At 49.8% G+C, this 24,017-nt stretch carries 26 protein-coding genes, 1 pseudogene and 1 riboswitch; of the genes and pseudogenes, 17 read left to right on the top strand and 10 right to left on the bottom strand.

The annotated features are described in order from the left end of the window. Window positions 1–108 precede the first annotated feature (108 nt). Complete coding sequence (locus tag GC56T3_RS15355; protein WP_013146287.1) at window positions 109–1,449, top strand: hemolysin family protein; 1,341 nt, start codon at window positions 109–111, stop codon at window positions 1,447–1,449. A 74-nt stretch (window positions 1,450–1,523) separates the two neighbouring features. Here the strand turns inward: GC56T3_RS15355 and GC56T3_RS15350 are convergent, their stop codons facing one another. Continuing rightward, entirely contained in the window at window positions 1,524–2,423 is a 900-nt protein-coding gene (locus tag GC56T3_RS15350; RefSeq protein ID WP_013146286.1) for an RluA family pseudouridine synthase, read from the bottom strand. Window positions 2,424–2,560: 137 nt separating this feature from the next. Here GC56T3_RS15350 and GC56T3_RS15345 point away from each other — a divergent pair, with 137 nt between their 5' ends. Continuing rightward, window positions 2,561–2,959 (top strand): YhcU family protein, encoded by a 399-nt coding sequence (locus GC56T3_RS15345; protein WP_013146285.1) that lies wholly within the window; start codon window positions 2,561–2,563, stop codon window positions 2,957–2,959. A gap of 35 nt (window positions 2,960–2,994) precedes the next feature. Here GC56T3_RS15345 and GC56T3_RS15340 read toward each other — a convergent pair whose 3' ends face one another. Together GC56T3_RS15340 and GC56T3_RS15335 are read right to left on the bottom strand one after the other, a co-directional pair. Continuing rightward, window positions 2,995–3,471: a thioredoxin family protein gene (locus GC56T3_RS15340; protein ID WP_013146284.1), complete on the bottom strand. Its 477-nt coding sequence runs from the start codon at window positions 3,469–3,471 to the stop codon at window positions 2,995–2,997. Next, the gene (locus GC56T3_RS15335; protein WP_013146283.1) at window positions 3,468–3,905 is read right to left on the bottom strand and encodes a disulfide oxidoreductase; all 438 of its coding nucleotides are present in this window, start codon (window positions 3,903–3,905) and stop codon (window positions 3,468–3,470) included. Before GC56T3_RS15335 ends, GC56T3_RS15340 begins: the two co-directional genes overlap by 4 nt. Window positions 3,906–4,087: 182 nt before the next feature. Here GC56T3_RS15335 and GC56T3_RS15330 point away from each other — a divergent pair, with 182 nt between their 5' ends. Both GC56T3_RS15330 and GC56T3_RS15325 read left to right on the top strand, forming a co-directional pair. Then, window positions 4,088–4,534: a CBS domain-containing protein gene (locus GC56T3_RS15330; protein ID WP_013146282.1), complete on the top strand. Its 447-nt coding sequence runs from the start codon at window positions 4,088–4,090 to the stop codon at window positions 4,532–4,534. Between the two features lie 115 nt (window positions 4,535–4,649). Beyond that, window positions 4,650–6,407 carry a phospho-sugar mutase gene (locus tag GC56T3_RS15325; protein ID WP_013146281.1) on the top strand — a complete coding sequence of 586 codons (1,758 nt, stop codon included), beginning with the start codon at window positions 4,650–4,652 and terminating at the stop codon, window positions 6,405–6,407. Between the two features lie 47 nt (window positions 6,408–6,454). Here the strand turns inward: GC56T3_RS15325 and GC56T3_RS15320 are convergent, their stop codons facing one another. Further along, window positions 6,455–6,712: a YhdB family protein gene (locus GC56T3_RS15320; RefSeq protein WP_013146280.1), complete on the bottom strand. Its 258-nt coding sequence runs from the start codon at window positions 6,710–6,712 to the stop codon at window positions 6,455–6,457. Window positions 6,713–6,892: 180 nt separating this feature from the next. Here GC56T3_RS15320 and GC56T3_RS15315 point away from each other — a divergent pair, with 180 nt between their 5' ends. Beyond that, a complete protein-coding gene (locus tag GC56T3_RS15315) occupies window positions 6,893–7,141 on the top strand; it encodes a hypothetical protein (protein WP_013146279.1) in 249 nt (82 codons plus the stop codon). A 30-nt stretch (window positions 7,142–7,171) separates the two neighbouring features. Here the strand turns inward: GC56T3_RS15315 and GC56T3_RS15310 are convergent, their stop codons facing one another. The 5 genes from GC56T3_RS15310 to GC56T3_RS15290 form a co-directional block, all read right to left on the bottom strand. Further along, window positions 7,172–7,777 (bottom strand): DedA family protein, encoded by a 606-nt coding sequence (locus GC56T3_RS15310; RefSeq protein ID WP_011230077.1) that lies wholly within the window; start codon window positions 7,775–7,777, stop codon window positions 7,172–7,174. A 101-nt stretch (window positions 7,778–7,878) separates the two neighbouring features. After that, the gene (locus GC56T3_RS15305) at window positions 7,879–9,252 is read right to left on the bottom strand and encodes a cell wall metabolism sensor histidine kinase WalK (RefSeq protein ID WP_013146278.1); all 1,374 of its coding nucleotides are present in this window, start codon (window positions 9,250–9,252) and stop codon (window positions 7,879–7,881) included. Window positions 9,253–9,255: 3 nt separating this feature from the next. Then, a complete protein-coding gene (locus GC56T3_RS20240; RefSeq protein ID WP_152333148.1) occupies window positions 9,256–9,423 on the bottom strand; it encodes a winged helix-turn-helix domain-containing protein in 168 nt (55 codons plus the stop codon). A gap of 130 nt (window positions 9,424–9,553) precedes the next feature. Further along, on the bottom strand, window positions 9,554–11,212 hold the full coding sequence (locus GC56T3_RS15295) for an IS1634 family transposase (RefSeq protein WP_041468546.1): 1,659 nt from the start codon (window positions 11,210–11,212) through the stop codon (window positions 9,554–9,556). Then, window positions 11,209–11,841: a response regulator transcription factor gene (locus tag GC56T3_RS15290; RefSeq protein ID WP_083778793.1), complete on the bottom strand. Its 633-nt coding sequence runs from the start codon at window positions 11,839–11,841 to the stop codon at window positions 11,209–11,211. The genes GC56T3_RS15295 and GC56T3_RS15290 overlap by 4 nt, the downstream gene beginning before the upstream one ends. 410 nt (window positions 11,842–12,251) lie before the next feature. On the opposite strand from GC56T3_RS15290, the gene GC56T3_RS15285 reads away from it, so the two are divergent. The 7 genes and pseudogenes from GC56T3_RS15285 to GC56T3_RS15255 all read left to right on the top strand — a co-directional run bounded on the left by GC56T3_RS15285 (window position 12,252) and on the right by GC56T3_RS15255 (window position 17,088). Next, on the top strand, window positions 12,252–12,869 hold the full coding sequence (locus GC56T3_RS15285) for an undecaprenyl-diphosphatase (protein WP_013146277.1): 618 nt from the start codon (window positions 12,252–12,254) through the stop codon (window positions 12,867–12,869). A gap of 94 nt (window positions 12,870–12,963) precedes the next feature. Then, window positions 12,964–14,385 carry a SpoVR family protein gene (locus GC56T3_RS15280; RefSeq protein WP_013146276.1) on the top strand — a complete coding sequence of 474 codons (1,422 nt, stop codon included), beginning with the start codon at window positions 12,964–12,966 and terminating at the stop codon, window positions 14,383–14,385. 282 nt (window positions 14,386–14,667) lie between these two features. Continuing rightward, window positions 14,668–14,826: pseudogene (locus GC56T3_RS15275) on the top strand (cytochrome ubiquinol oxidase subunit I); the annotation flags it as partial. A gap of 66 nt (window positions 14,827–14,892) precedes the next feature. Further along, window positions 14,893–15,183, top strand: coding sequence for a hypothetical protein (locus GC56T3_RS15270; RefSeq protein ID WP_013146274.1), 291 nt, complete (start codon window positions 14,893–14,895; stop codon window positions 15,181–15,183). A gap of 108 nt (window positions 15,184–15,291) precedes the next feature. Then, a riboswitch (guanidine-I (ykkC/yxkD leader) is annotated at window positions 15,292–15,395 on the top strand. 58 nt (window positions 15,396–15,453) lie between these two features. Next, complete coding sequence (gene sugE / locus GC56T3_RS15265; RefSeq protein ID WP_013146273.1) at window positions 15,454–15,774, top strand: quaternary ammonium compound efflux SMR transporter SugE; 321 nt, start codon at window positions 15,454–15,456, stop codon at window positions 15,772–15,774. Between the two features lie 334 nt (window positions 15,775–16,108). Next, a complete protein-coding gene (locus tag GC56T3_RS15260) occupies window positions 16,109–16,381 on the top strand; it encodes a YkvA family protein (protein ID WP_013146272.1) in 273 nt (90 codons plus the stop codon). Between the two features lie 14 nt (window positions 16,382–16,395). Continuing rightward, window positions 16,396–17,088, top strand: a complete 693-nt coding sequence (locus GC56T3_RS15255) for a TerC family protein (RefSeq protein ID WP_013146271.1) — start codon at window positions 16,396–16,398, stop codon at window positions 17,086–17,088. A gap of 39 nt (window positions 17,089–17,127) precedes the next feature. Here GC56T3_RS15255 and GC56T3_RS15250 read toward each other — a convergent pair whose 3' ends face one another. Beyond that, on the bottom strand, window positions 17,128–17,577 hold the full coding sequence (locus tag GC56T3_RS15250) for a hypothetical protein (RefSeq protein WP_013146270.1): 450 nt from the start codon (window positions 17,575–17,577) through the stop codon (window positions 17,128–17,130). A gap of 305 nt (window positions 17,578–17,882) precedes the next feature. Here GC56T3_RS15250 and GC56T3_RS15245 point away from each other — a divergent pair, with 305 nt between their 5' ends. The 5 genes from GC56T3_RS15245 (at window position 17,883) to GC56T3_RS15225 (ending at window position 23,624) form a co-directional block, all read left to right on the top strand. Next, window positions 17,883–19,958, top strand: coding sequence for a carbon starvation CstA family protein (locus GC56T3_RS15245; RefSeq protein ID WP_013146269.1), 2,076 nt, complete (start codon window positions 17,883–17,885; stop codon window positions 19,956–19,958). Beyond that, window positions 19,951–20,154, top strand: coding sequence for a YbdD/YjiX family protein (locus GC56T3_RS15240; RefSeq protein ID WP_011230117.1), 204 nt, complete (start codon window positions 19,951–19,953; stop codon window positions 20,152–20,154). Before GC56T3_RS15245 ends, GC56T3_RS15240 begins: the two co-directional genes overlap by 8 nt. A 153-nt stretch (window positions 20,155–20,307) precedes the next feature. After that, complete coding sequence (locus tag GC56T3_RS15235; protein WP_013146268.1) at window positions 20,308–21,231, top strand: ketopantoate reductase family protein; 924 nt, start codon at window positions 20,308–20,310, stop codon at window positions 21,229–21,231. Window positions 21,232–21,364: 133 nt separating this feature from the next. Then, window positions 21,365–23,032 carry an alpha-glucosidase gene (locus tag GC56T3_RS15230; RefSeq protein WP_013146267.1) on the top strand — a complete coding sequence of 556 codons (1,668 nt, stop codon included), beginning with the start codon at window positions 21,365–21,367 and terminating at the stop codon, window positions 23,030–23,032. 55 nt (window positions 23,033–23,087) lie between these two features. Then, the gene (locus tag GC56T3_RS15225; protein ID WP_013146266.1) at window positions 23,088–23,624 is read left to right on the top strand and encodes a YfiT family bacillithiol transferase; all 537 of its coding nucleotides are present in this window, start codon (window positions 23,088–23,090) and stop codon (window positions 23,622–23,624) included. The last annotated feature ends 393 nt before the right edge of the window (window positions 23,625–24,017 follow it).

Below are 24,017 nucleotides of genomic sequence, written 5' to 3'. Positions count from 1 at the left end.
ATTGGGCCGCCTGAGGCGGCCCAGCGGCATCATCGTCTATCAGCTGCAATGGAAACTTTTGTGTGCAGGAGGTGTAACCTGGGCGCTTCATCCGCGCTCGGAGACGAATTGGATATAGCCAGTTTGCTGTTGGTGGCGTTTCTCATCGCTTGCACCGCCTTTTTTGTCGCTTCTGAATTTGCGATCGTCAAGGTGCGCAGCTCGCGCATCGATCAGCTTGTCAATGAAGGGAATCGACGGGCGGTCGCGGCGAAAAAAGTGATTTCGAATTTGGACGGCTATTTATCGGCGAACCAGCTCGGCATTACGCTCACCTCGCTTGGCCTTGGCTGGCTCGGGGAGCCGACGGTGGCGCGGATGTTGCTGCCGCTGTTTGAACGCCTCCATTTATCGGAATCCGTCTCCCACTTTTTAGCGTTTATCATTTCGTTTTCGCTCATCACCTTTTTGCATGTCGTCGTCGGTGAATTAGCGCCGAAGACGTTTGCCATTCATAAGGCGGAAGCGATTACGCTGTTTACGGCTCAGCCGCTCATCTGGTTTTACAAAATCATGTATCCGTTCATTTGGACGCTCAACAACTCTGCGCGGCTCGTGACGCGCCTGTTTGGCCTCAGGCCGGTGGCGGAGCATGAAATCGCGCACTCTGAGGAGGAGTTGCGCCTCATTTTATCAGAAAGCTACAAAAGCGGGGAGATCAATCAGTCAGAGTACCGCTATGTCAATAACATTTTTCGTTTTGACGACCGCATAGCGAAAGAAATTATGGTGCCGCGCAAAGAAATTGTGGCGCTCGATATTAACAAAAGCGTCAAGGAAAACTTGGACATCATTCGCGAAGAAAAGTATACGCGCTATCCGGTCATTGACGGCGATAAAGACCATGTGCTTGGACTCATCAACGTTAAAGAGGTGTTTACGGACTTTATTGCCAATCCGTCCAACGAAAAGCAGATGAAAGACTATATCCGCCCGATCATTCAAGTGATTGAATCGATCGCCATTCACGATTTGTTGGTCAAAATGCAAAAAGAACGCATCCATATGGCGATTTTGGTCGATGAATACGGCGGCACGTCTGGACTGGTTACAGTCGAGGACATTTTGGAAGAAATCGTTGGCGAAATCCAAGATGAGTTTGATATTGATGAAACGCCGCTGATTCAAAAAATGGACGATCGATTGATCTTGGATGGCAAAGTGTTGATCAGCGAAGTGAATGATTTGCTTGGGCTGGACATTGACGATGATGACGTCGATACGATCGGCGGCTGGATTTTAACGAAGCATTATGATATCAAACCAGGCGAGAGTGTAGAAATCGATGGCTACTTGTTTACGGTGAAGGAAATGGATGGCCATCATGTGAAATCGCTGGAAGTGGCAAAAAAAGAGCCGAGCAAAGAGGAGGAGGCGGCAGGCGCCGAAGAGGAGGAGTTGCGTTTGTAAGGCAGACGGGGGCGTCTGCCTTTTCTCGTTTCGGCCGAGAAATCCCCTCCTCCATTGAAGGACGGCGGAGTAGATCAATTGTAAATGCGCGAAAGGTCGGTGGGAAAATCGCTTGTTGGCGCGAGACAAATGACCTCTTCGTTTGTAAACGGATGGCGGAACGTTAGCTTAGCGGCATGAAGCGCATGGCGATGAAACACTGGTTTGCCGCCATAAAGCACATCGCCGACGAGCGGATGGCCGAGATGGGCCAAATGGACGCGGATTTGGTGCGTCCGTCCAGTCTCGAGAGAAAGCTCGACAAGCGATGTTGACGGGAATGTTTTGATGACGCGATAGTGTGTCACCGCTTTTGCCCCCGTCTTCGAGACGCGCCGGCGCGTTGGATGGTGGCGGTCGCGGCCGATTGGCGCGGAAATGGTTCCTGATTTCGGGGACAAACGACCGTGAACAAGGGCGACGTACGTCCGCTTGATGGCACGGTGGGCGAGCATCCGATCGAGCGTCGCACCGGCAAGAGGGTGTTTGGCAAATAAAATCGCTCCCGACGTGTCGCGGTCAAGTCGGTGAATGTGGCGCACTTTTGTTAAAATTGCCTGCGACTGCAAATAAAACGCGACCGCATTGGCGAGCGTCCCGGTTTGCCCCGGTTCGGACGGATGAATGTCGATGCCGGCTTCTTTGTTCAAGACGAGCAGATGGTCGTCCTCCCATAAAATCGAAAGCTCCCGATATTCTGGAACGATGAACGACGGCTCCGGCTCATATGCGTAAAGCTGAAGCCGGTCGCGTTCGTTGAGCACCGTCTTCCAGGGAACAGCCTGGCCGTTCAGTTTGACGCCGTGTTCCATCCGCCAACGGTGGGCGAGCTTTTTCGAGGCGGCCCATACGTCTTTCAGGAGCTGTTCAATCGTCAAACCGCTCCACCAGCTAGGGATGATGCATTCCAGCCAATCGCCTTTTCTTGTCCACAAAGTTGTCACACTCCCAATTGTTTGTTAGCTGTGGAAACACTTTCTACCCCTATCCTTGCGCGAGATATGGTACACTCATAGTATCGTCTTCATGATGGAGAACGCAAGCATTGCGGCGAGAAAAGGTGGTATGGACGTTGAAAATGATGTATGCAGCGACTCCGGAACAAGAGCATTACATGCAGTATTTGCTCAACTACTTTTATACCGATGTGTTCCCGTATTACTTCGATGATGAACAAATCCGTCAATTTGAGGAGTGGGGCATTCTTTCGTTAGATCACGAACATGTGGCATATAATGGAACAATGAAGGAGGCTTTCCAAATCATTTCGGCGCTGCAGTCGCTCATTACCGTCATCGAATATATGGGGGAACATGGAGAGTGCGACCAATATGAATGGCTGTTTGCCCGCAACCAAAAAATTTTGGCTCGTCATGGCATCACCTTTCCATTTCGGGCCAAGCAGTTTATCCATAAGCGGGCGATGCCGTGTAGCATGTATGTTCCCGCTGTGAACCAGTGGGTGATGTAGGGCAAGGGGCTGCGTCTTGTAAAAGGCGCAGCTCCTTATTTTTTTGGCATTGGCAGTGAGGCAAACCATCGGCGAAACGTTTTTTCATCATGGTATCCTTCGATGCGTTTTGCCTCTTTGCCGTTTTCATAATGGACAATGGTCGGGGTTGCTTCAATATGGTATATGTCCCAACCGTCTTCAAATTCGAGCAAGTTGAACAATTTTAAGTCGATGCCCAGCTGTTTCGCCAAAGGAACGACGATCGGGGTTGTCCGTTGGCAATGAGGGCATGTCGGGCTGTAAAAGTAAACGGTGAGCGTCTTGCCGTCAGCCAGCTGCTGTTTCAGCTCCGCGGGCAAAATAATGTTGCGGTAGTTCGGGTCGTCAAGTTGGGCGATGGTGGCTGGGTTGAGCTCACTTTTATGGTAAGGATTGTTACTTGCGGCTTCTTTTTGTTCGTACATCGTAATAAACGCGATCGCAGCGAACAGGACGACAATGATGCCGCCAAATGCGAGCAGTTTTTTCAACGTTCGCTCTCCTTTCTTTGCTGGCGCATGACGGTCCAACTTAACAAAATAATGATCATAAAGGCAGTGAACGCCAAAAATGGAATGGTGATAAATCCAAGCCAGTTTATATATTGCCCTGTGCACGGAATGCGGCCGCAACTGAGGGCGTATTCTTGAAGCAGCGGAATTTTTTGCAATCCATAATGATACAGAGAAATACCCCCGCCAATCAATGACAGTGTGAAGCTATAGCGAGCTGCCGCAGCGTCTTTGCGCACGATGGCGATTCCTAAAATGATGACTTGCGGATACATAAAAATGCGTTGAAACCAGCACAGGTCGCACGGAATGTACCCAAGCACCTCCGAAAAATAAAGGCTTCCGAGGGTGGCGATGAGCGCAGTCGCCCATGCGGCCAAAAGCAAGTGTTCCGCGCGTTTTTCTTGTTCCATCCTTCTCCCCTTCTTCCGTTGCAGACACCGTTGCCCGATCTTACACTGTTCAGCTCCATTATAAGGGAAAAGAAAACGGCACGTCCATTCATAACCGGCAAAGGGCAGGAAAGAAAACAACATTTTCTATCTATATCGCTCGACAAACGAGCCATACTAATCGGTGAAAGGGGAGGATCACATTGACGAACAACAGCGGAAACAAAGTGCAGGACATTATGACGAAAAACGTCGCAACGATTTCGCCGAACCAAACGGTGCAAGAAGCAGCGCAAATCATGAGCCAAAAAAATATTGGGGCGCTTCCGGTTGTGGAAAACGGGCAAGTCAAAGGGATGATTACGGACCGCGATATTACGTTGCGTGTTTCGTCCCAAGGAAAAGACCCGTCGACCGTCAAAGTAGCGGAGGTCATGACGAACCAAGTCGTCACCGGTACGCCGAATATGAGCGTACAGGAAGCCGCGAATGTCATGGCCCAACATCAAGTTCGCCGTTTGCCGATCGTGGAAAACAACCAGCTTCAAGGCATTGTTGCGTTAGGCGATATTGCGACGAACAGCGCATCAAACGAAGCGGCTGAACAGGCGTTGACGAGCATTTCGGAACCGTCGCAGCCGCAAGGGTAATGGGGGAAAAGGATGCCCACATTTTTTCCAGGGCATCCTTTTTCTTTTGGCAGGTATATTGTATGATGGGAGCGAATACATAAACAGGGAAAATGAAAATCAAGGGGGAACAGCGATGGAGTGGAGACAAAAATACGAACAATGGCTGCGTGAGCCGCAGCTCGATCCGGAATTGAAGCGGTTGTTGGAACAACGCCGCAATGATGAACGATGGCTGGAGGATTGCTTTTACAAAAATCTCGAATTCGGCACCGGCGGCATGCGCGGCGAGATTGGCCCGGGGACGAACCGAATGAACATGTATACGGTGCGAAAAGCGTCAGAAGGATTGGCGCGATACATACAATCGTTTGGCGATGAGGCGAAGCAACGCGGGGTCGTCATTGCCTATGACTCCCGGCATAAGTCGCCGGAATTTGCGATGGAGGCGGCGAAAACGTTGGCTACGAACGGCATTCAAACATACGTGTTTGATGAATTGCGTCCAACGCCGGAACTGTCGTTTGCTGTTCGCTGTTTGCGGGCGTTTGCCGGCATTGTCATCACCGCTAGCCATAATCCGCCCGAATATAACGGCTATAAAGTGTATGGAGAGGACGGGGGACAGCTGCCGCCTGCTGTCGCCGACCAAGTGATCCGCTATGTCAATGAAGTCGAAAATGAGCTCGCCATTCATGTGGAAGATGAGGAAACGTTAAGAGAAAAAGGCCTTATTCGCATCATCGGAAGCGAAGTCGATGATGCTTATATCCATGCGGTCAAAACGATTTCCATCCATCCGGAGCTCGCTCGGGAAACGGCGATCAATATCGTGTTTACGCCGCTTCACGGCACGTCAAACAAACCGGTGCGCCGCGCGCTCGCTGAGCTCGGCTACCAAAACGTCTTTGTCGTCAAAGAGCAGGAGCTGCCGGATCCGAATTTCTCGACGGTCGCCTCGCCCAATCCGGAAGAACACGCGGCCTTCGCCATGGCGATGGAGTTGGGCAAGCAAGTGAACGCCGATCTGTTGATCGCCACCGACCCGGATGCCGACCGGCTGGGCGTGGCGGTTAAAAATGACAAGGGAAACTATGTCGTGCTGACCGGCAATCAAACCGGCGGCTTGTTGCTCCACTATTTGCTGTCGCAACGAAAAGCTCAAGGCACTCTGCCAGAAAATGGTGTTGTCTTAAAAACGATCGTGACGTCTGAATTTGGTCGGGCGATCGCCCAATCGTTTGATCTTGAGACGGTCGATACGTTGACCGGTTTCAAATTCATCGGCGAAAAAATGAAGGAATACGAACAAACAGGGCAATATGCGTTCCAGTTCGGATATGAGGAAAGCTATGGGTATCTGATCGGCGATTTTGTCCGCGACAAAGATGCCGTGCAGGCGGCTGTCCTCGCGGCGGAAGTGTGCGCGTTTTATAAAAAGCAAGGGCTATCGTTGTATGAGGCGCTCTTGCAATTGTTTGACCAGTACGGCTATTACCGCGAGGGACAACGATCGCTCACGCTGAAAGGCAAAGAAGGAGCAGAGGCGATTGCCGCGATTTTAGCGTCGTTCCGCCAACAGCCGCCGGTGGAGGCCGCGGGGAAAAAGGTGACGGTGATTGAGGATTACAAAACGAAAGAGCGGACGAACACGTTGACCGGCGAAAAAACGGCCATTGATTTGCCGACATCCAATGTGCTCAAGTATATCTTGGAGGATGGCTCGTGGTTTTGTCTGCGTCCATCAGGGACGGAGCCGAAAATGAAGGCGTACTTCGGCGTCAAAGGGACGTCGCTAGAGGACAGCGAAGAAAGACTAGCGCGCTTAACAGAAGCCGTCATGCAACGCGTAAAGGATGTGCTCAGCACCGTTTCGCCTTCTTATGCGCAATGATCAGCACAATCTGCGGGGAATTGGCATCGGCCAATTCCCCGTTCGTTTTATGAGTAAAACTGCGCGTACTGCTCGACTCCCATTTTTTGTTCGCTCACTTCAAGCGCATGGTCAATATAGCGAAGCAAGGCGTGCAACCGCTCCTGGATGACGGAGTAGTCATGTTCAAAATTATAAGCGTGGAGAAACTTTTCAATTTTTTTCGACAGAATATCATCAGGCGTACGCACCATTAAAATGAGCAAATTGTCCCATTCGGAGCGATGCGTGTAATAGAGCGCCTTATCATAGTCGACGGTGTTCAAGCGGCATGCCTCCTTTATCAAGAAGGAGTCATTGTTAGTGTATGACGGCGGGGCGTTTTGTTGCCCTGTAAATGTTGCGACAGAAGGCAAAATATAAATTATAACCGAAATGAAAACGAAAAAGGAAAAATAAATGTTGCAATTTTGTGACAAGGATAGTATCCTCAAAATAAGGGGATGATGAGAATGAACAAACGGCACGAAGGGCAAGAAATCATCAACATGTGCAAATGGATGGCGTCAGTGGGATTGATTGTCGGAGTTGTACTGTTTTTGCTTAGTTTTATCGCAAGCGCTTACAACAAAGACTATTTCTTGACGATCATCAGTCTCGGCATTATCGGGGCCTCGATGTTTATGTTCGGATTCGGCCTGTTTATGGGTCTGCTGACGGAAACGTACCATCGCGGCCCGCGCGAGAACGTATAGCGCGCATAGAGAAACGAAAAACACCGGAGATTAGCCCGGTGTTTTTCGCTTTTGCTGGATGTACCAATAGAAGATGGCAAAACCAAGAGCGACCAAAAAGACGGGAAATAAGAATGGACGGTAGGCATGGATGTACTGCTTGACGGCCATCCAGCGGCTTTCAAAATAGGCGCCGATCGTCAAAAAGACAGCGACCCACACCATCGCCCCGCTGTAGGCGAACAAAGCAAACTTTCTCCAACGGTAGGCGTTCATGCCGGCCCAAAAGGCGGCGAGATGCCGAACGCCGGGGATGAAATAGCAAATGAACAATACCGCTGGGCCGAGCTTCGAAAAAAGCGCTTTCGTTTGCTCGAGCCGTTTTTCTGTAAGATGGAGCTTGGGACCGAATTTATGCAAAAACGGCAGCCCGAGCGTAATCCCGAGCATATAGCTGAGCGAGATGCCAATGATGGCTCCAAGCCAGCAGGAAAGAAAAGCGAGCGGATACGAAAACGCCCCCGTTGAAACGCGGTAACCGGCATATGTCAACAGCAGCTCGTCAGGGATCGGCAGCCCGACGATGCCGAGCATCAGCGCCACCATAATGCCGATGTAGCCGAAGTGTTCGATAAGATAATGCAAATAGTGTTGCAAATGACCACCACGCTTTGCCGTGATGTTTTGTACCATCATTATAAATCATAGGACAAAAAAGGTAAACGGCCGTCCCCCAACAGAAAAACATCCGCCTATATTTACCCTCGGTTGTTTTCGTTGCAGCGAGGAGAAATAGGGATGAGAAGTTTTACCTCCGTCCCTTTTCCTAACTCGCTGTCGATGTGAATTTCCCCCCGGTGTTGCCGGACGATATTTTGAGCGATGGATAACCCAAGCCCTGTTCCGCCTGTTTCCCTGCTTCTCGACTTGTCTACCCGATAAAAACGCTCAAAAACATGTTTGATGTCTTCCTTTGGGATCCCGATGCCGTAATCTTTTATTCGTATTATAACGTATTTTTCCCTCTGTTCTAGAAATACATCGATCGGATCTTGGCTGTACTTGATCGCGTTATCAAGCAGTATAATCATTACCTGCTTCATTTTTAATTCATCCACTTCAGCCATGATCGGATTTTGGGAGTAATGAAGTCGTATAGGTCTGGCATATACAGTTTGGAGTTGGCGCAAAATATGGCTGAGAGCCGAAATAAGATTGACCGGTTCCACTTCCAGTATAGATTCCTTTTCCGACGCCGCTAGGTCAAGCAAAGCTTCGGCCATCTTTTGCATCCTTGTTGCCTCCAAATAAATGGTTTCAATAGCTTCTTGGACCATTGCTTCATTTTGGACCCCTCGCCGCTTTAATAAATCAGCGTAACTTTTGATGACCGTAAGAGGCGTTTTTAATTCATGTGAGGCATCCGAAACGAACCGTTTTTGCTTTTCAAGATTTTCTTGCAGCCGTTCGATCATACGGTTAAATGTCATGGCCATTTTTTGGAGTTCATCAGGCATGTTGTTTTGAATGAGTATAGGTTTGAGAACACCACTCTGTTCGATTTCTTTCATTGAGGTGATCATGCTGGAAATGGGGTGCATAATTACGTTTGATAACCATTTTCCCCCGAGCAACGATAAGAAGACAGCGATCACCGAACAAACCGTTAAAATGGACAGTAGAATATCTTTTCGCATTTCAAGTCCCATGAGTCGCTCTCCAATTTCAAGGGTGCCTATGACATGGCGAGGCGACGAAATGGGGATACGGACAAGCAGAACTTGCTCCTCCCTCATTTTACGGAGTTGCGACTCGTTCTTTGTTACAAATTTTGCTTTTATCTTGGATAAATAACGGTCATTTGTTACCTCTATGATAACCTTAGCGTGAGGGTTGACAACCCTGATAAAAGAATGGTCCGTTAGGTAAGACTCTAAAAGATCACGAGGCAACGATATAGAATTAGGGGCTCGGTTTGCCTCGATGATCTCGTGTGCTTTTCGAAAGGCTGCCTCCTTTTCCATATCAACGGTTATTTTCATAAAAGAAAAAAAGACGAACACGTTGGTAACGAACAAAATACAAATCAGCCAAGCGGTCGTCAATAAATTGATTTTCGTGGTAGTCTTCATTTACTATTTCTCCCTTATAACGTATCCGACCCCCCAAACCGTATGGATTAGGGGAGAGCCAAAACCTTCGTCAAGCTTTTTTCTAAGGTGGGCAATGTGCACATCAATCATGTTTGTTTCTCCTTCATATTCGTAGCCCCATACATTGGTCAGAATATTTTCGCGTGTCATCACTCACATTTCGCACCCTAACAAGGTCAAAACAAAGGATTTTTTATTTAGTTTTTCAGAATAACTTTTTGACCAACACAACGAGCGATGGCAATCCTTTTTTTACCATCGCTAGTCGTTCTGTATCATGTTAGACGTAGATGCTCTCATCCATGCCCAATCCCTGCAGAATCCTTCGCTGATCCGGGTTGAGGGAGCGATCCAGTGCGCGTTGGATGCGTCCATCCGGCAGCTGGAACAGGACGACGTTCACATATTGAAACAGCTGAAAAATCGCCTGCCCGGTTGGCCGGGTCAGCTTGCGGCCTCCAGCCCCTTTTAACGGGTGTTCCGGTGTGATGAACTGACGCACCCGGCGCTGAAAAACGCGGTAAATCGCCAAGGCCAAGAGAAATAGATAGCCCAATACGGCAACTCGTTCTGGCTTTTTGACATAAATCTCATCCGTGAAAAACGGATCTTTCAAAAACGCGAAGTTCATTTCCACCGAGATTTGCCCTTTATACAGCTTCAAGATCTCTTGGGCATCCATTTGTTGGCCCTTCCATTCCTTCGGAACGGTCGTGACGAGGACAAACCGGGACGCTTTCCGTCTTGCCTGTTCCCATGCCGGTTGGTCGAATTCGACGTTTAGGCGAAGGGTGTACAGCGTCTCCGTCTCGGGTTCCGCCCCTTTTTTCGGCCGTCCTCGCCGTTTTTTCGGACGCACGATCTCTTCGACCGCGGCCTCCACTCGATGAAACCGAGGGCGAAGGGACGCCTTGAGGGACGTCAAGGCTTGTTCGGCGTCTTCGCGGCAGGAGAAGGGGTGGCGCTCCCAACGGACTTGTTCCTCACGAAGAAGCTCCGCTTCTTTGACCCGCTCTTTTTCGAGCGTCTTTCCTTTGCGCTGGTCGAGCGCGCTCGATTCAACGACGATCAGCCGAACCGGGTGGCCTTCATAGGTCGCGGCCGTTTCCCATACCCGGTACGTGGCGCCGTTTCTCTCCGCCAGGGTAAAGGGTTCGCTCCACGGGATGTGAGGCGAATCGGCCTCCGCGAGCGCCCGTTTCACGATCCGAAGCGACGAAGGGCCTCTGGTGATCAAAAAGGCACGGGCGGCTTTCGTCTGCGCCAAGGTGTCTTTCGTCATGGCAGCGGAATCAGCCACGTAAATCCATTCGTCGTCGATCTTGGCTTGTTTGAACTGTTCGTGGATCCGCGACAGCACCTCAGGATTCCACGCCTTATCCGATAGATTGCCGTCATGCACATCGCCGTAAAACGGGATGCCATCCTCGTTGCCGACCAGCCCGAAGCCGATCTGTTTTTGCCAACGGTGATGGCGGTTGTAGCCATGTGTGATCTGCAAAGCCTCTAATGAGGCCGATTCATACGCTCCGTAAACCGTCTTGTCCGTCGTATCAGCGTGAAAGGCTCGGAGGGAAAGGCCTTCTTTGCGATAAATGTGAATCAAGCAAGTGCTGATGACCTTGTGAATATCGGCCTCATACAAGCGGTCGAGATGACGGGCCAAGGCATCGTCGTTCAACCAGGAAGGCTGGAGACCGGGACGGATGAGTTTCTCTAGATCGATCTCCTGAGCCCATCGTTCTAAGTGAACCAGGGCTTGCCGGCCGTCAAATAGATTGTAAAGGATGGCTTGAACGGCATCGCTGACTCGCGTTTGGCATTGTGGATCGACGGGCACAAGATGGTCAATCAAGTGGGGGATGTCGAGTTTTTTGACTAGAACACTTATTATATTCAAATAACCATTACGATAGACCCCTTTGACTTTCACATTCATGAGAGAAAAACTCCTTTACGTTCCTTGTGTGTCAAGGATTCATTCGACATCGGAATGAAAAAATCCTCCCGATTTTCGTCGGGAGGGTGCGAAATGTGAGTCATCACTTTATTTTTATTGATCAGTAAATACAGCAACAAATCATACTCTTTTGGGGTTAAGGATATAGATTTTCCATTCCTTGTAACTTCCCTTGTATCAGTATTAACAACCAAATCTTTCACGATTAAGAGCGATTTTTCTTCGTTTGATTCTTCGATTAAGGATTTATAACGTATACAAGACCGAACTCGCGCTAATAATTCTTCCATTTCAAAAGGCTTCGTCACATAATCATTGGCCCCCTGGTCTAATCCCATTACTTTATCCAATGTGGTATTCCGGGCGGTTAAAAGGATGACGGGAGTATAATTTCCTGCTTTGCGCAATCTTCTCAATACTTCTATACCACTTAGTTCGGGCAACATGATATCCAGTAGGATTAAATGGAATTTTTCTGTTAAAGCTGTTTTCAAACCTGATTTCCCATCATGCCTAATCGTTACTGTATATCCTTCGTATTCAAGTTCAATTTTTAATACTTTGGCTATTTGTGCTTCATCTTCAATAATTAAAATATGTTTTTGCATTCCTACTCCCTGCCTCTATTTTAGAGAATTCCTAGTATTGCATTGCATGGCGGCGATATTCCTGTCATGCAAAATGGTCTGTCAAGACAGATCTCGACAGATCAATTATATCACCTGACGAGAAACAAAATAAGGTAACTATGCTGTTCAAATAGTGAAATCCAGTAGGCCATCTAACTCCCTCCCGACGTTAGTCATGCCTATTTCCCGAATTTGGAAAACTGGTCGTTTTTAGAAGTACTGTGTACCTCGCAAAGCCATATTACCATTAATACCGTGCCATTGCTCTTTCTTCATCAATTCTTAATATCTTGTTTAAAGTTTTTTTAGTGTTAGTTGGTATGCTGAAAATGTTGTTTTGGCCCAAGAGGCTAACTACAAGTCGACAACTGTAAAGGGAGGAAAACAAAATGAATGATGAAATATTTCAATTGATCAACAGATGGGCAGGACATTTTTCTTTCCTTGATACTATCATGGTAGTTGCTAGTAACAGTGTGCCATATATTTCTGTTGCCGTCGTCCTGTTCCTTTGGTTCTACCGAAAAGGGGAGAAAGGGGTGGAAAGACCATATACGGCTTTATATACTGCTCTGACAGCTTTGCTTGCATTGTCTGTGAATGTCGTCATTCACCTTGTGTATTATCATCCACGCCCGTTTGTTGTTCATCACGTTCATCAGTTACTACCTCATTCTTCTGATTCTTCTTTCGTTAGTGATCATGCCGTTTTAGCATTTTCCATCGCATGGATGTTGTTGTTTAGAAGGGATCGGTGGGGGTATCCGGCATTCGTTTGGGCTATAGTGGTGGGGATTTCTAGAGTTTTTGTCGGTGTTCATTATCCGGCTGATGTGGCAGGAAGTATGGTTCTTTCTGGTGTGATGGGAATATTTGTAATCCTGTTATCCAAATCGAAAAGATTTGAACTTTTTGCTCAGTTTCTGTTCCGCTTAGATCACACTGTCATAAAGTATGTCCCTTTCTTGCAGGCATATTGCCATAAAGAGTTAGATAAAAAAGGGTGATAGAAAGGGGTTCGTTGACATCTTGACGATTGCGAACGTATCAAAATCCCTTTTTCCTCATACATTGTGATAAGAGGAAAAAGGGGGGAGATGGATGCGGAAGGGCGAGCTGAAAGAGCTGGAACGGGCCATTGCCGAAATTACCGAAATTGCGGAAGGATTTGGCCTTGATTTTTATCCGATGCGTTATGAAATTTGTCCGGCGGACATTCTTTATACGTTTGGCGCCTACGGAATGCCGACGCGATTTTCCCATTGGAGCTTTGGGAAACAGTTTTACAAAATGAAGCTTCATTATGATTTAGGGTTAAGCAAAATTTACGAGCTCGTCATCAATTCGGACCCTTGCTACGCGTTTTTGCTCGATACGAATACGCTCATCCAAAATAAGCTGATCGTCGCCCATGTGTTGGCTCACAGCGACTTTTTCAAAAACAACGTCCGCTTCAGCAACACGAAGCGCGATATGGTGGAAAGCATGGCGGCGACAGCGGAGCGGATCAAGCATTATGAACATCAATACGGAAAATTGGAAGTGGAAAAATTTTTGGATGCTGTCTTGGCCATTCAGGAGCATATCGATCCCTCGCTCCTGCGGCCGAAGCTGTCATGGACGTGGGAAGATACGGAAGTGTACGAAGAGGAGGAGCCTCCGAAAACATCGACGCCGTACGACGATTTATGGTCGCTTGACGAGCGGAACAAACTGAAAACGCCGCCGCGAAAAAAACGGCGCAAGTTTCCGCCGCAACCGGAAAAAGATGTGCTATTGTTCATTGAAGAATACAGCCGCGAACTGGAGGATTGGCAACGCGACATTTTAACGATGATGCGCGAGGAAATGCTTTATTTTTGGCCGCAGCTGGAGACGAAAATCATGAACGAAGGATGGGCGACGTATTGGCATCAGCGCATTTTGCGCGAGATGGATTTGACGAGCGATGAGGCGATTGAATTTGCGAAACTGAACGCCAACGTCGTGCAACCGTCGCGCACCGGCATCAATCCGTATTATTTAGGACTGAAAATTTTTGAAGACATTGAAGAGCGGTGGAACAACCCGACTGAGGAGATGAAAAAATACGGCGTCAAGCCGGGGTCGGGGAGGGCGAAAATTTTTGAAGTGCGCGAACTGGAATCCGACATTTCGTTTTTGCGCAACTATTTGACGAAAGAGCTCGTCATGCGCGAAGACATGTATTTGTTCCAAAAACAGGGAAAAGAATATAAAATCGTCGACAAAAACTGGGAGCATATCCGCGACCAACTCGTCAGCATGCGGGTAAACGGCGGATTCCCGTATATCACGGTCAATGACGGCGATTATATGCGTAATGGGGAGCTGTATTTGAAGCATTGGTATGAGGGGATTGAGCTTGACTTAAAATATTTGGAAAAAGTATTGCCGTACATTTATCAACTGTGGGGACGGCCGGTTCATATGGAGACGGTTGTTGAAGAGAAGCCGATGTTGTTTACGTATGACGGGAAGACGGTGCATCGGAAGTATTTGTGATCACGAACGGCAGGGCATCCTGCTTTTTTTTGTTTGTCACGACGAATATGTGAAAAACGTCGCAAATTATTCGAATTTGCGATGGATAAGAGCGGGAAGTTTATGGGATAATAAACACAACTGGTTTGTGATGTTTATCACAATTATGTCATGTAGGACTTTACGGGGGGAATGAACGTGTGGAAACGGCAAGAAACGTGGCTCATATGGATTAGTTTTTTGGCGGCAGCGGCCGTGTTCGTTTCGTTGATGGGACGGCTGTTTTCACAGTGGGGATGAAACATGCGCGAGTATGATCCAGTGTGGCTCAGCCGCGTGCTGACAGAGTTGACGCTGACGTTTCACATCATTTACGCCACGATCGGCGTTGGGATTCCGCTTATGATCGCCATTGCCCAGTGGGTCGGGATAAGGAGTAAACACAATTTCAGCGTCTTGGTAATGCATAGTTTGCCGCCAATCGCTCACACTAGCGGATGACAACGAATCAAGGAAGGGTGGGCGATCATGAAAGAAGTGTTGCAGCGTGTGAAAGAACGGTTGGAACAAGCATTTGACGAACCACGTTCGACGAGCCTTGACGGGGCGCTCCATGAGCTTGAACAATTGAAGGCGAGCGCTGGGGAGAAGAAACAAATGATTGAAGACGTCATTCGCGCCGTCACCCATGCGCGCAATGCACGAATGGAGCTGGCCGAGGCTGGAGATGAATCGGCGACGAACGCCTTCGCTGAGGCGTATCGGGCGCTGGATCAAGCGATTGAATCGTACAGTGGCGTCGATAACGACCCGGTGTAAGACGGATGGGGGCCCCCTCGGCCTTCATCTGTCGGAAATACGCGGAAGGCGGATGGATTGCAAGCGTTTGGCTGACGTGTTATACTGATTGGCAGCCAAGTAAATACAGGGAATGTTTTCTAGGGTTCCGCAGCTGCCAGACGGCTGGCCTGTGACCGAGAGAAAACGCGCGGCGCGGCTCGCGTACACGGAGGGACAAAAGCCCGGGAGGAGCATCGTTTCGATCGTTCTCGCGGCTTTTTTATTTTCGCTAAAAAAGGAGGACGGGGCATGGCGTGGGTTTGTTTAATAGTTGCTGGTTTGTTCGAAGTTGTATGGGCGATCGCGCTGAAATATACGAACGGGTTTGCCCGCTTTTGGCCTTCTGTTGTGACGATTGCGGGGATGGCGGCGAGCTTTTACTTTTTATCACTGGCGATAAAAACGTTGCCGATCGGCACCGCCTATGCGGTGTGGACGGGAATCGGAGCGCTCGGGGCGGCCTTGGTCGGCATGTTGTTTTTAAACGAGCCGGTCAACGCGCTGCGGGTGGCGTTTTTGCTTTGCATTCTTGTCGGAGTCATTGGTTTGAAGTTTACGGCGGGGCAATAAATTGGATTCATTTCTTGTCAAGAAAAAGAGTTGACAACAGGTATAAATATTGAATATCATGGAAATATAAAAACGAATTATAGTTTCTTTTGTTAAAGGGGAGTAGCTTTAACAGCAAAGTCGTCAGTTCAGGGTGCACGCCCTCGGCTTTGTTGGCAACGGCGACGTTGTTAGCGAGACCTTTACCGATGTGGGTAAAGGTCTCTTTTACTTATGAAGGCCTTTACCAAGGATGGTAAAGGCCTTCTTTCATGTCATGAAACAAAAGGGGGGAAGATAATCGTAAAAGAAGATAGGTTCGGCTTCAAAAAGAACAAAAAGCGGAGGGGATGACATGCGCAAATGGTGGAAACGGCTTCGCTTCATCGTCCATGTCCGGCGTTTTCTACCGTTTTTGTTCGAATTTTTCGTTTCTCATGAAGTGCCAATGCGAAAAAAATTGTTTTCCGTCGGTTTGCTGCTTTTGTATATAGCGTTGCCGCTTGACCTCATTCCAGATTGGCTTGCGTTGTTTGGTTTGATCGATGATTTGACCGTCTTCCTATTTATTTTGCAACAAGTCATTAAGATGGCTCCAGTTTCATTAAAAGAAAAATATAACTTATAAAGGAGGATTCTTCCATGGATCTGTTGTCAGCGGAGTTTTGGACGGCGTTGCTGTCAATCATTATTATCGATCTTTTGCTGGCAGGGGATAACGCCATTGTGATCGGGTTGGCGGCGCGCAACTTGCCGAAGCACCAGCAAAAAAAGGCCGTTGTCTGGGGGACGGTAGGCGCTGTCGTCATCCGGGCGCTGGCGACGATTTTTGTCGTCTGGCTGCTGAAAATCCCAGGGCTTTTGCTTGTCGGCGGCGTGTTGCTTGTCTGGATCGCCTATAAGTTGCTTGTTGAGGGGAAGGGACACGACGATGTTGAAGCCGGGGGAAATTTATGGGAAGCGATTCGCACGATCATCATTGCCGATGCGTTGATGGGGCTTGACAACGTATTGGCGGTTGCCGGAGCCGCGCACGGAAGTTTTCTCCTCGTGCTCCTTGGGCTGCTCATTTCTGTGCCGATCATGGTGTGGGGCAGCACGCTCATTTTAAAATGGATCGAGCGCTTCCCAATCATTATTACGATCGGCGCCGGTGTCCTCGCCTGGACGGCGGCGAAAATGATCGTCGATGAGCCGTTTTTAAAGGCGTATTTTGCCAATCCCGCCGTGAAGTATGGATTTGAGCTGCTCGTTGTTGCCGCTGTCATTGTGGCGGGAGCGATGAAAAAACGAAAAAGCGCCAAAGAGCCGCAACCGAAAGCCGCCAATGAATAATTGGCGGCTTTTGTGGTAGGGCAATCGCCAAGCGGATGGCTATTTCCATTTCAGCAGCAGAAATTGCAGCAGCCATCCAATGGAAAGCCCGGGGATGACAGCTAAGATCGGCAGCCAAATCGGCCCGAAAAACACGCCGCCAACCGTTACGTGCGTTGAGTACATCAAGCCGATCGTCACAAAGTAGGCGGAGACGACAAACGGCAAAAACGAGTACGGTGTCCGCCCGCCGCCAGCGTCTTTAAACGCATCCCACATGGCAAAAAAGTATAGACATGGATAAAACATCAGCCATCCGATATCGACAATGCGGGCGGCCTCATCCGTACGTCCCAAAAAGCTGAGGCGGATAGCTTCATTGAAATGAGATTGGGTGTTAATCACAAATTCCAACGCAATAAACAAAATTCCTTTGATATACTTTTTGTTCAACAGTTGCCCGAATCCAGGCAAAGCAATGCTCCATAACAATGCTTCGATCGCCTTCACCTTCTCGAACCCTTTACTGAGATAATATTAGTTGATCGTTGCTTCGTCCGTTGCACCGTCAGATGGAGCTGGGGACAATCGATGGGTGCTTCATGGTCAGTTGCTGGTTAAGCCGATGGGTGCAATTACATTTTTTGCGCCAAAGACTTGTTTTATACTTTTGTGCAATAGGAATGCGGGAAAACCCTCCTATAGAACCAAACTTATACATTAGTTGAAGATGAAAAAATGTCTTTAAATTTTTCAGAATAATGAATATAATAGTAGCGTAAAGGATTTTGACAAATAAAAAAGGAGGAAGCCGTGTGAAGGGGCTAAAATCGATTTTGTTATGGGGCCTGATTTCCGTCCTTGGGGCCGCAGCGTTTGCCATTTTGGCTTTAAGCCGCGGCGAATCGGTCAACGCCATGTGGCTGATCGTCGCCGCCGTCTGCACGTATGCGGTCGCCTATCGATTTTACAGCCGGTTTATCGCCCGCAAAGTGTTCGGTCTTGATGATAACCGGAAAACGCCGGCTGAGGTGTTCAATGACGGAAAAGACTATGTTCCGACAAACAAATGGGTGTTGTTCGGGCATCACTTCGCCGCCATTGCCGGCGCTGGACCGCTTGTCGGACCGATTCTGGCCGCGCAGATGGGGTATTTGCCGGGGACGCTTTGGATTGTGATCGGCGTTGTGCTCGGCGGAGCGGTGCAAGACTTTGTCATTTTGTTCGCTTCGATGCGCCGCAACGGGAAGTCGCTTGGCGAAATGATTAAGGAAGAAATGGGCCCGGTGACGGGCTTGATCGCAGCGCTTGGCATTTTGGGCATTATGATTATTTTATTGGCCGTATTGGCGCTCGTTGTTGTGAAAGCGCTTGTCGGAAGCCCGTGGGGGATGTTTACGATCGCCGCAACGATCCCGATTGCGATTTTGATGGGCATTTACATGCGCTTCATTCGCCCGGGGCGCGTTGCGGAGGCGTCGCTTGGAGGATTTGTGCTGTTGATTTTGTCGATCGTGGCCGGACAGTACGTCGCAGAGCACCCGACGCTCTCGGCGATGTTTACGCTAAAAGGGGAAACGATCGCCATCTTAATGATCATTTATGGCTTCGTTGCCTCGGCGCTGCCGGTATGGCTGTTGCTTGCGCCGCGCGACTATTTGAGCACGTTCTTGAAAATCGGTACGATCGTTGGACTGGCGCTTGGCATTTTCGTCGTCATGCCGGACTTGCAAATGCCGGCGGTGACGAAATTTATCGACGGCACCGGGCCGGTGTTTGCAGGCAACTTGTTCCCGTTCTTGTTCATTACGATCGCTTGCGGCGCGGTGTCTGGATTCCACGCGCTCGTTTCATCCGGCACAACGCCGAAGATGATTGAGCTTGAAAGCCATGCGCGGCCGATCGGCTACGGTGCGATGCTGATGGAGTCGTTCGTCGCTGTTATGGCGATGGTGGCGGCTTGTGTCTTGACGCCAGGGGCGTATTTTGCCATCAACAGCCCGGCGGCGGTGATTGGCCAAGACGTGGCGCAGGCGGCAAAAGTGGTATCGTCATGGGGCTTCACCGTAACGCCGGATATGCTTGCGCAGCTGGCGAAGGACGTCGGCGAGCAAACGGTGTTGTCGCGCACGGGCGGGGCGCCGACGTTGGCGATCGGGATGGCGCACATTTTATCGAGCGTCATCGGCGGCAAGGCGCTTATGGCGTTCTGGTATCACTTTGCCATCCTGTTTGAAGCGCTGTTCATCTTGACGACGATTGACGCCGGCACGCGCGTCGGCCGTTTCATGATCCAAGACATTATGGGCACGTTTTACAAACCGCTCGGCAAAACGGATTCGCTTGCATCGAACTTGATCGCCACGACCCTTTGCGTATTGGCATGGGGTTACTTCCTATACCAAGGCGTCGTCGATCCACTGGGCGGCATCAACACGCTATGGCCGCTGTTTGGCATCGCCAACCAAATGTTGGCGGGCATCGCCTTGTTGTTTGCGACGACGGTTCTATTTAAAATGGGCAAAAAGGCATATGTTTGGGTCACGCTCGTGCCGACAACATGGCTTTTGGTCGTCACGCTGACGGCCGGGTATCAAAAGCTGTTCCATGAAAACGTCAAAATTGGTTTCTTGTCGCATGCAAAAATGTTCCAAGACAGCTTGAGCCAAGGCAAAATTTTGGCGCCGGCAACGAATGAGGCGCAAATGCGGCAAATTATTATGAATGACTACATTGATGCGACATTGTGCGCGATTTTCATGCTCGTGGTGATCGCCATGCTCATTTCCGCATTGAACATCTGGATCAAAGTGCTTCAAAACAAACATGTGCCGCTCAAAGAAGCGCCGTACGTGCCGCGCGATGGAGAAGGAGCGAAGCACTATGCCTAAATGGCTGCAAAACGTTTTGGCTTATCGCCGGCAGTTTCTTGACTTGCTTGTCGGCGTGCCGAGTTATGAAAAATATGTTGAGCATATGAAAACCCATCACCCTGGCGAGCCGATCAAGTCGCGGAAAGAGTTTTTCTGCGAGGCGCAAGAGGCGCGCTACAATGCCAAAGGCGGCAAAGTGTCGCGTTGCTGCTAGCGGACGAGAAGGAAGGAGGGGCGCGTTCCCTTCTTCCTTTTTTCTTCTTGTTTATCATCGTGGAGAAACATGTTCGATTGGCGGCATGGCTTTTGTGAAAGACGTTGGAAGCGTAGGATCAACCCTCAAGTAGAGAAAGGAGCTGTACATACGATGCGCATTCTGTTTGTCGGAGCGGGAGCGGTCGGCGGGTATTTCGGCGGCCGTCTTCTTGAAAAAGGGGTGGACGTAACGTTTCTTGTCCGCGAGCGCAGAAAACAGGAACTGGAGAAATACGGGCTTGTCATCCACAGCATCCATGGCGATGCGGTATTGGCGCCGAAATTGCTTGTTGCCGGCGAATCGGCCGAGCCATTTGATCTTGTCGTGTTCTCAAACAAAGCGTACCATTTAGACGGCGCCATCGCCGACGCGAAACCGTATGTTGGAGAGGCGACGATGATTTTGCCGTTGTTAAACGGCATGGCCCATATGGAGGCGTTATGGAAGGCGTTCGGCCGCGAGAATGTCTTAGGCGGGCTTTGCTTTATCGAAACGACGTTAAACGAGAGAGGGGAGATCATCCAAACGAGCCCGGCGCATGAGATGCGTTTCGGTGAATGGCCAAACGGGCGGAGCGAGCGAACGGAGGTGCTTGCATCGTTGTTTGCCGGCGCCAACGCCTGCTTTCGCCTAAGCGAACAAATTGCGGCTGATATGTGGAATAAATATTTGTTCATTGCGACGATGTCGGGCGTGACGACGCTGTTCCGCGCCCCGATCGGGCCGATTCGCTCCGGCGAGTACGGGAGCGTCATCATCGACCGGCTGTTTCGCGAAATCAAAACGATCATCCAGGCGCATGGGGCGCCGTTGACCGATGAAATGGCCGAGCGGCAACGCACCCAGCTCGAACAGATCGCCCCAACGATGAAGTCGTCCATGCAGCGCGATATGGAAAAAGGACAGCTCATCGAAGCCGACCATTTGCAAGGGTATTTGCTGGCATTGGCGAAACGGCATGGCATCCATGCCCCGATGCTTGAGGCAGTATATCACAATTTAAAAATTTACGAAGCGAGCCGCGCAACGAGTTGATCAACCCCAGCCGGTTGGCAGGAGCGTGCAGCCCCGCCAACCGGCTGTTTTTTTGAGAAAAAGAGAAGTTGTTTACCGCACCAATATAGTGTACAGTTAATAGTGAAAACGTGTGCGCAAGGAGGAGGCAGCCTTGAAAAAAACATGGTGGAAAGAAGGCGTTGCGTATCAAATTTATCCTCGCAGCTTTATGGATGCCAACGGCGACGGCATCGGTGATCTTCGCGGCATCATCGAAAAGCTGGATTATTTGGTGGAGCTTGGAGTCGACATCGTTTGGATTTGTCCGATTTACCGGTCGCCGAACGCCGATAACGGATATGACATCAGCGATTATTATGCCATTATGGATGAGTTTGGAACGATGGATGACTTCGATGAATTGCTTGCCCAAGCCCATCGGCGCGGGTTGAAAATCATTTTGGATTTGGTCATCAATCATACGAGTGATGAGCATCCGTGGTTTATCGAATCGCGGTCATCGCGAGACAATCCGAAGCGCGACTGGTACATTTGGCGCGACGGCAAAGACGGGCGCGAACCGAACAACTGGGAAAGCATTTTCGGCGGCTCGGCATGGCAGTATGACGAGCGGACGGGTCAGTATTACTTGCATATTTTTGACGTCAAACAGCCCGACTTGAATTGGGAAAACGACGAAGTGCGGCGGGCGCTTTATGCGATGATCAACTGGTGGCTGGATAAAGGCATCGACGGCTTTCGCATCGACGCGATTTCCCACATTAAGAAAAAGCCGGGTCTTCCCGATTTGCCAAATCCGAAGGGGCTGAAGTACGTGCCGTCATTTGCTGCGCACATGAACCAGCCAGGGATTATGGAGTATTTGCGAGAGTTGAAGGAGCAAACGTTTGCACGATATGACATTATGACGGTCGGCGAGGCGAACGGAGTAACGGTTGATGAGGCCGAACAATGGGTCGGGGAAGAAAACGGCGTGTTTCATATGATTTTTCAGTTTGAGCATTTAGGGCTTTGGAAAAGGAAAGCCGATGGTTCGATCGATGTCCGCCGGCTGAAGCGGACGTTGACGAAATGGCAAAAAGGATTGGAAAACCGTGGGTGGAACGCGCTCTTTTTGGAAAACCACGACTTGCCTCGATCAGTGTCGACATGGGGAAATGACGGCGAGTATTGGGCGGAGAGCGCGAAGGCGCTTGGCGCGCTCTACTTTTTCATGCAAGGGACGCCGTTCATTTACCAAGGGCAAGAGATCGGGATGACGAACGTGCAATTTTCCGACATTCGCGACTACCGCGATGTCGCTGCCTTGCGTCTGTATGAACTCGAACGGGCGAACGGCCGGACGCATGAGGAAGTGATGAAGATCATTTGGCAAACCGGGCGCGACAACTCGCGCACCCCGATGCAATGGTCTGGTGCCCCAAACGCTGGATTCACGACAGGTACGCCATGGATCAAGGTGAACGAAAACTATCGTACGATCAATGTCGAGGCCGAGCGGCGCGACCCGAACTCGGTATGGTCGTTTTATCGACAAATGATTCAGCTTCGGAAAGCGAACGAGCTGTTTGTTTACGGAACGTACGATCTGCTTTTGGAAAACCACCCATCCATTTACGCGTACACAAGAACGCTTGGCCGCGATCGGGCGCTTATCATGGTCAACGTATCTGATCGTCCTTCACTTTACCGCTATGACGGCTTCCGCCTTCAGTCAAGCGATTTGGCGCTCTCGAACTACCCGGTCCGTCCGCATAAAAATGCGACGCGTTTTAAGCTGAAGCCGTACGAGGCGCGCGTATACATCTGGAAAGAATAAGAAGGAATTTGCCTTTCTGTGTGGAATGAATGAATACGGAAGGGAGATGATCAACATGGCGACGGTCGATCCGATTCGCTACCCGATCGGAACGTTTCAAGAGCCGGAGCGTTTTGAGGCTGAGGAGGTGCGAAAGTGGATAGCTGCCATCCGCGGACTGCCGAACGACTTAAGAACCGCTGTTTCCGGCTTGAACGATGAGCAGCTGAACACGCCGTATCGCGACGGCGGCTGGACGGTGGCCCAAGTCGTCCATCATTTGGCTGATGCAAGCATGAATGCGTTTTTGCGCACGAAATGGGGAGTGACGGAAGACGGCCCAACGGTGAAGCCGTTTGCGGAAAGCGAATGGGCGAAAACAGCTGATGCCCGTACATTGTCGATTGAATCGTCGCTTTTGCTGCTTGACGGGCTGCATGCGCGCTGGACGGTGTTGCTTGAATCGATGACGGAGGTGGATTTTCACCGAACCATTCGGCCGGAAGGGGCAGCGGGGGAGATGCCGCTGTATGTATTGACCGCGTTGTATGCATGGCATGGGAAACATCATACCGCACAAATTGTGTCGTTGCGCAAACGAAAAGGATGGTAAAGGCTGCCGATTGTTCGGCGGCTTTTTTCTTCATCCTATTTCGCGCAGGAGACTCCCACTTCAACGACCAAAGGGAGTAAGTGGGAGAGGAATGCGCGTTCCCCCTTTCTTTTGTGTATGATAGAATAAAGGCGTGGAGAAAACCGTTAAATAAAGGCACTCCAATAACGGCTGCTCGATGTATGGAGTTGGTTGCAGGAAACGTTGCAACCGCAAAACATCGAGCGTAGGTCCGTCTGTTGTGTGTGGAAGCCAAGTACTGCCAACAGACACACCGAGAGAATCGGTAACGATGCAGGCATGACCTGCGTCGTTGGGCAGTCGTCAACCTGCCCCCTGATGCAACCCCAAGTCAAGGAAGGAGGACGAAGTCCGTTTGCACTTCTGGGGAGT

This window comes from Geobacillus sp. C56-T3 (assembly GCF_000092445.1).
In the GTDB taxonomy this organism is placed as follows: domain Bacteria; phylum Bacillota; class Bacilli; order Bacillales; family Anoxybacillaceae; genus Geobacillus; species Geobacillus thermoleovorans.
Note: the sequence above shows the minus strand (reverse complement) of the source record. Positions and strands in the feature narration are given on the sequence as shown.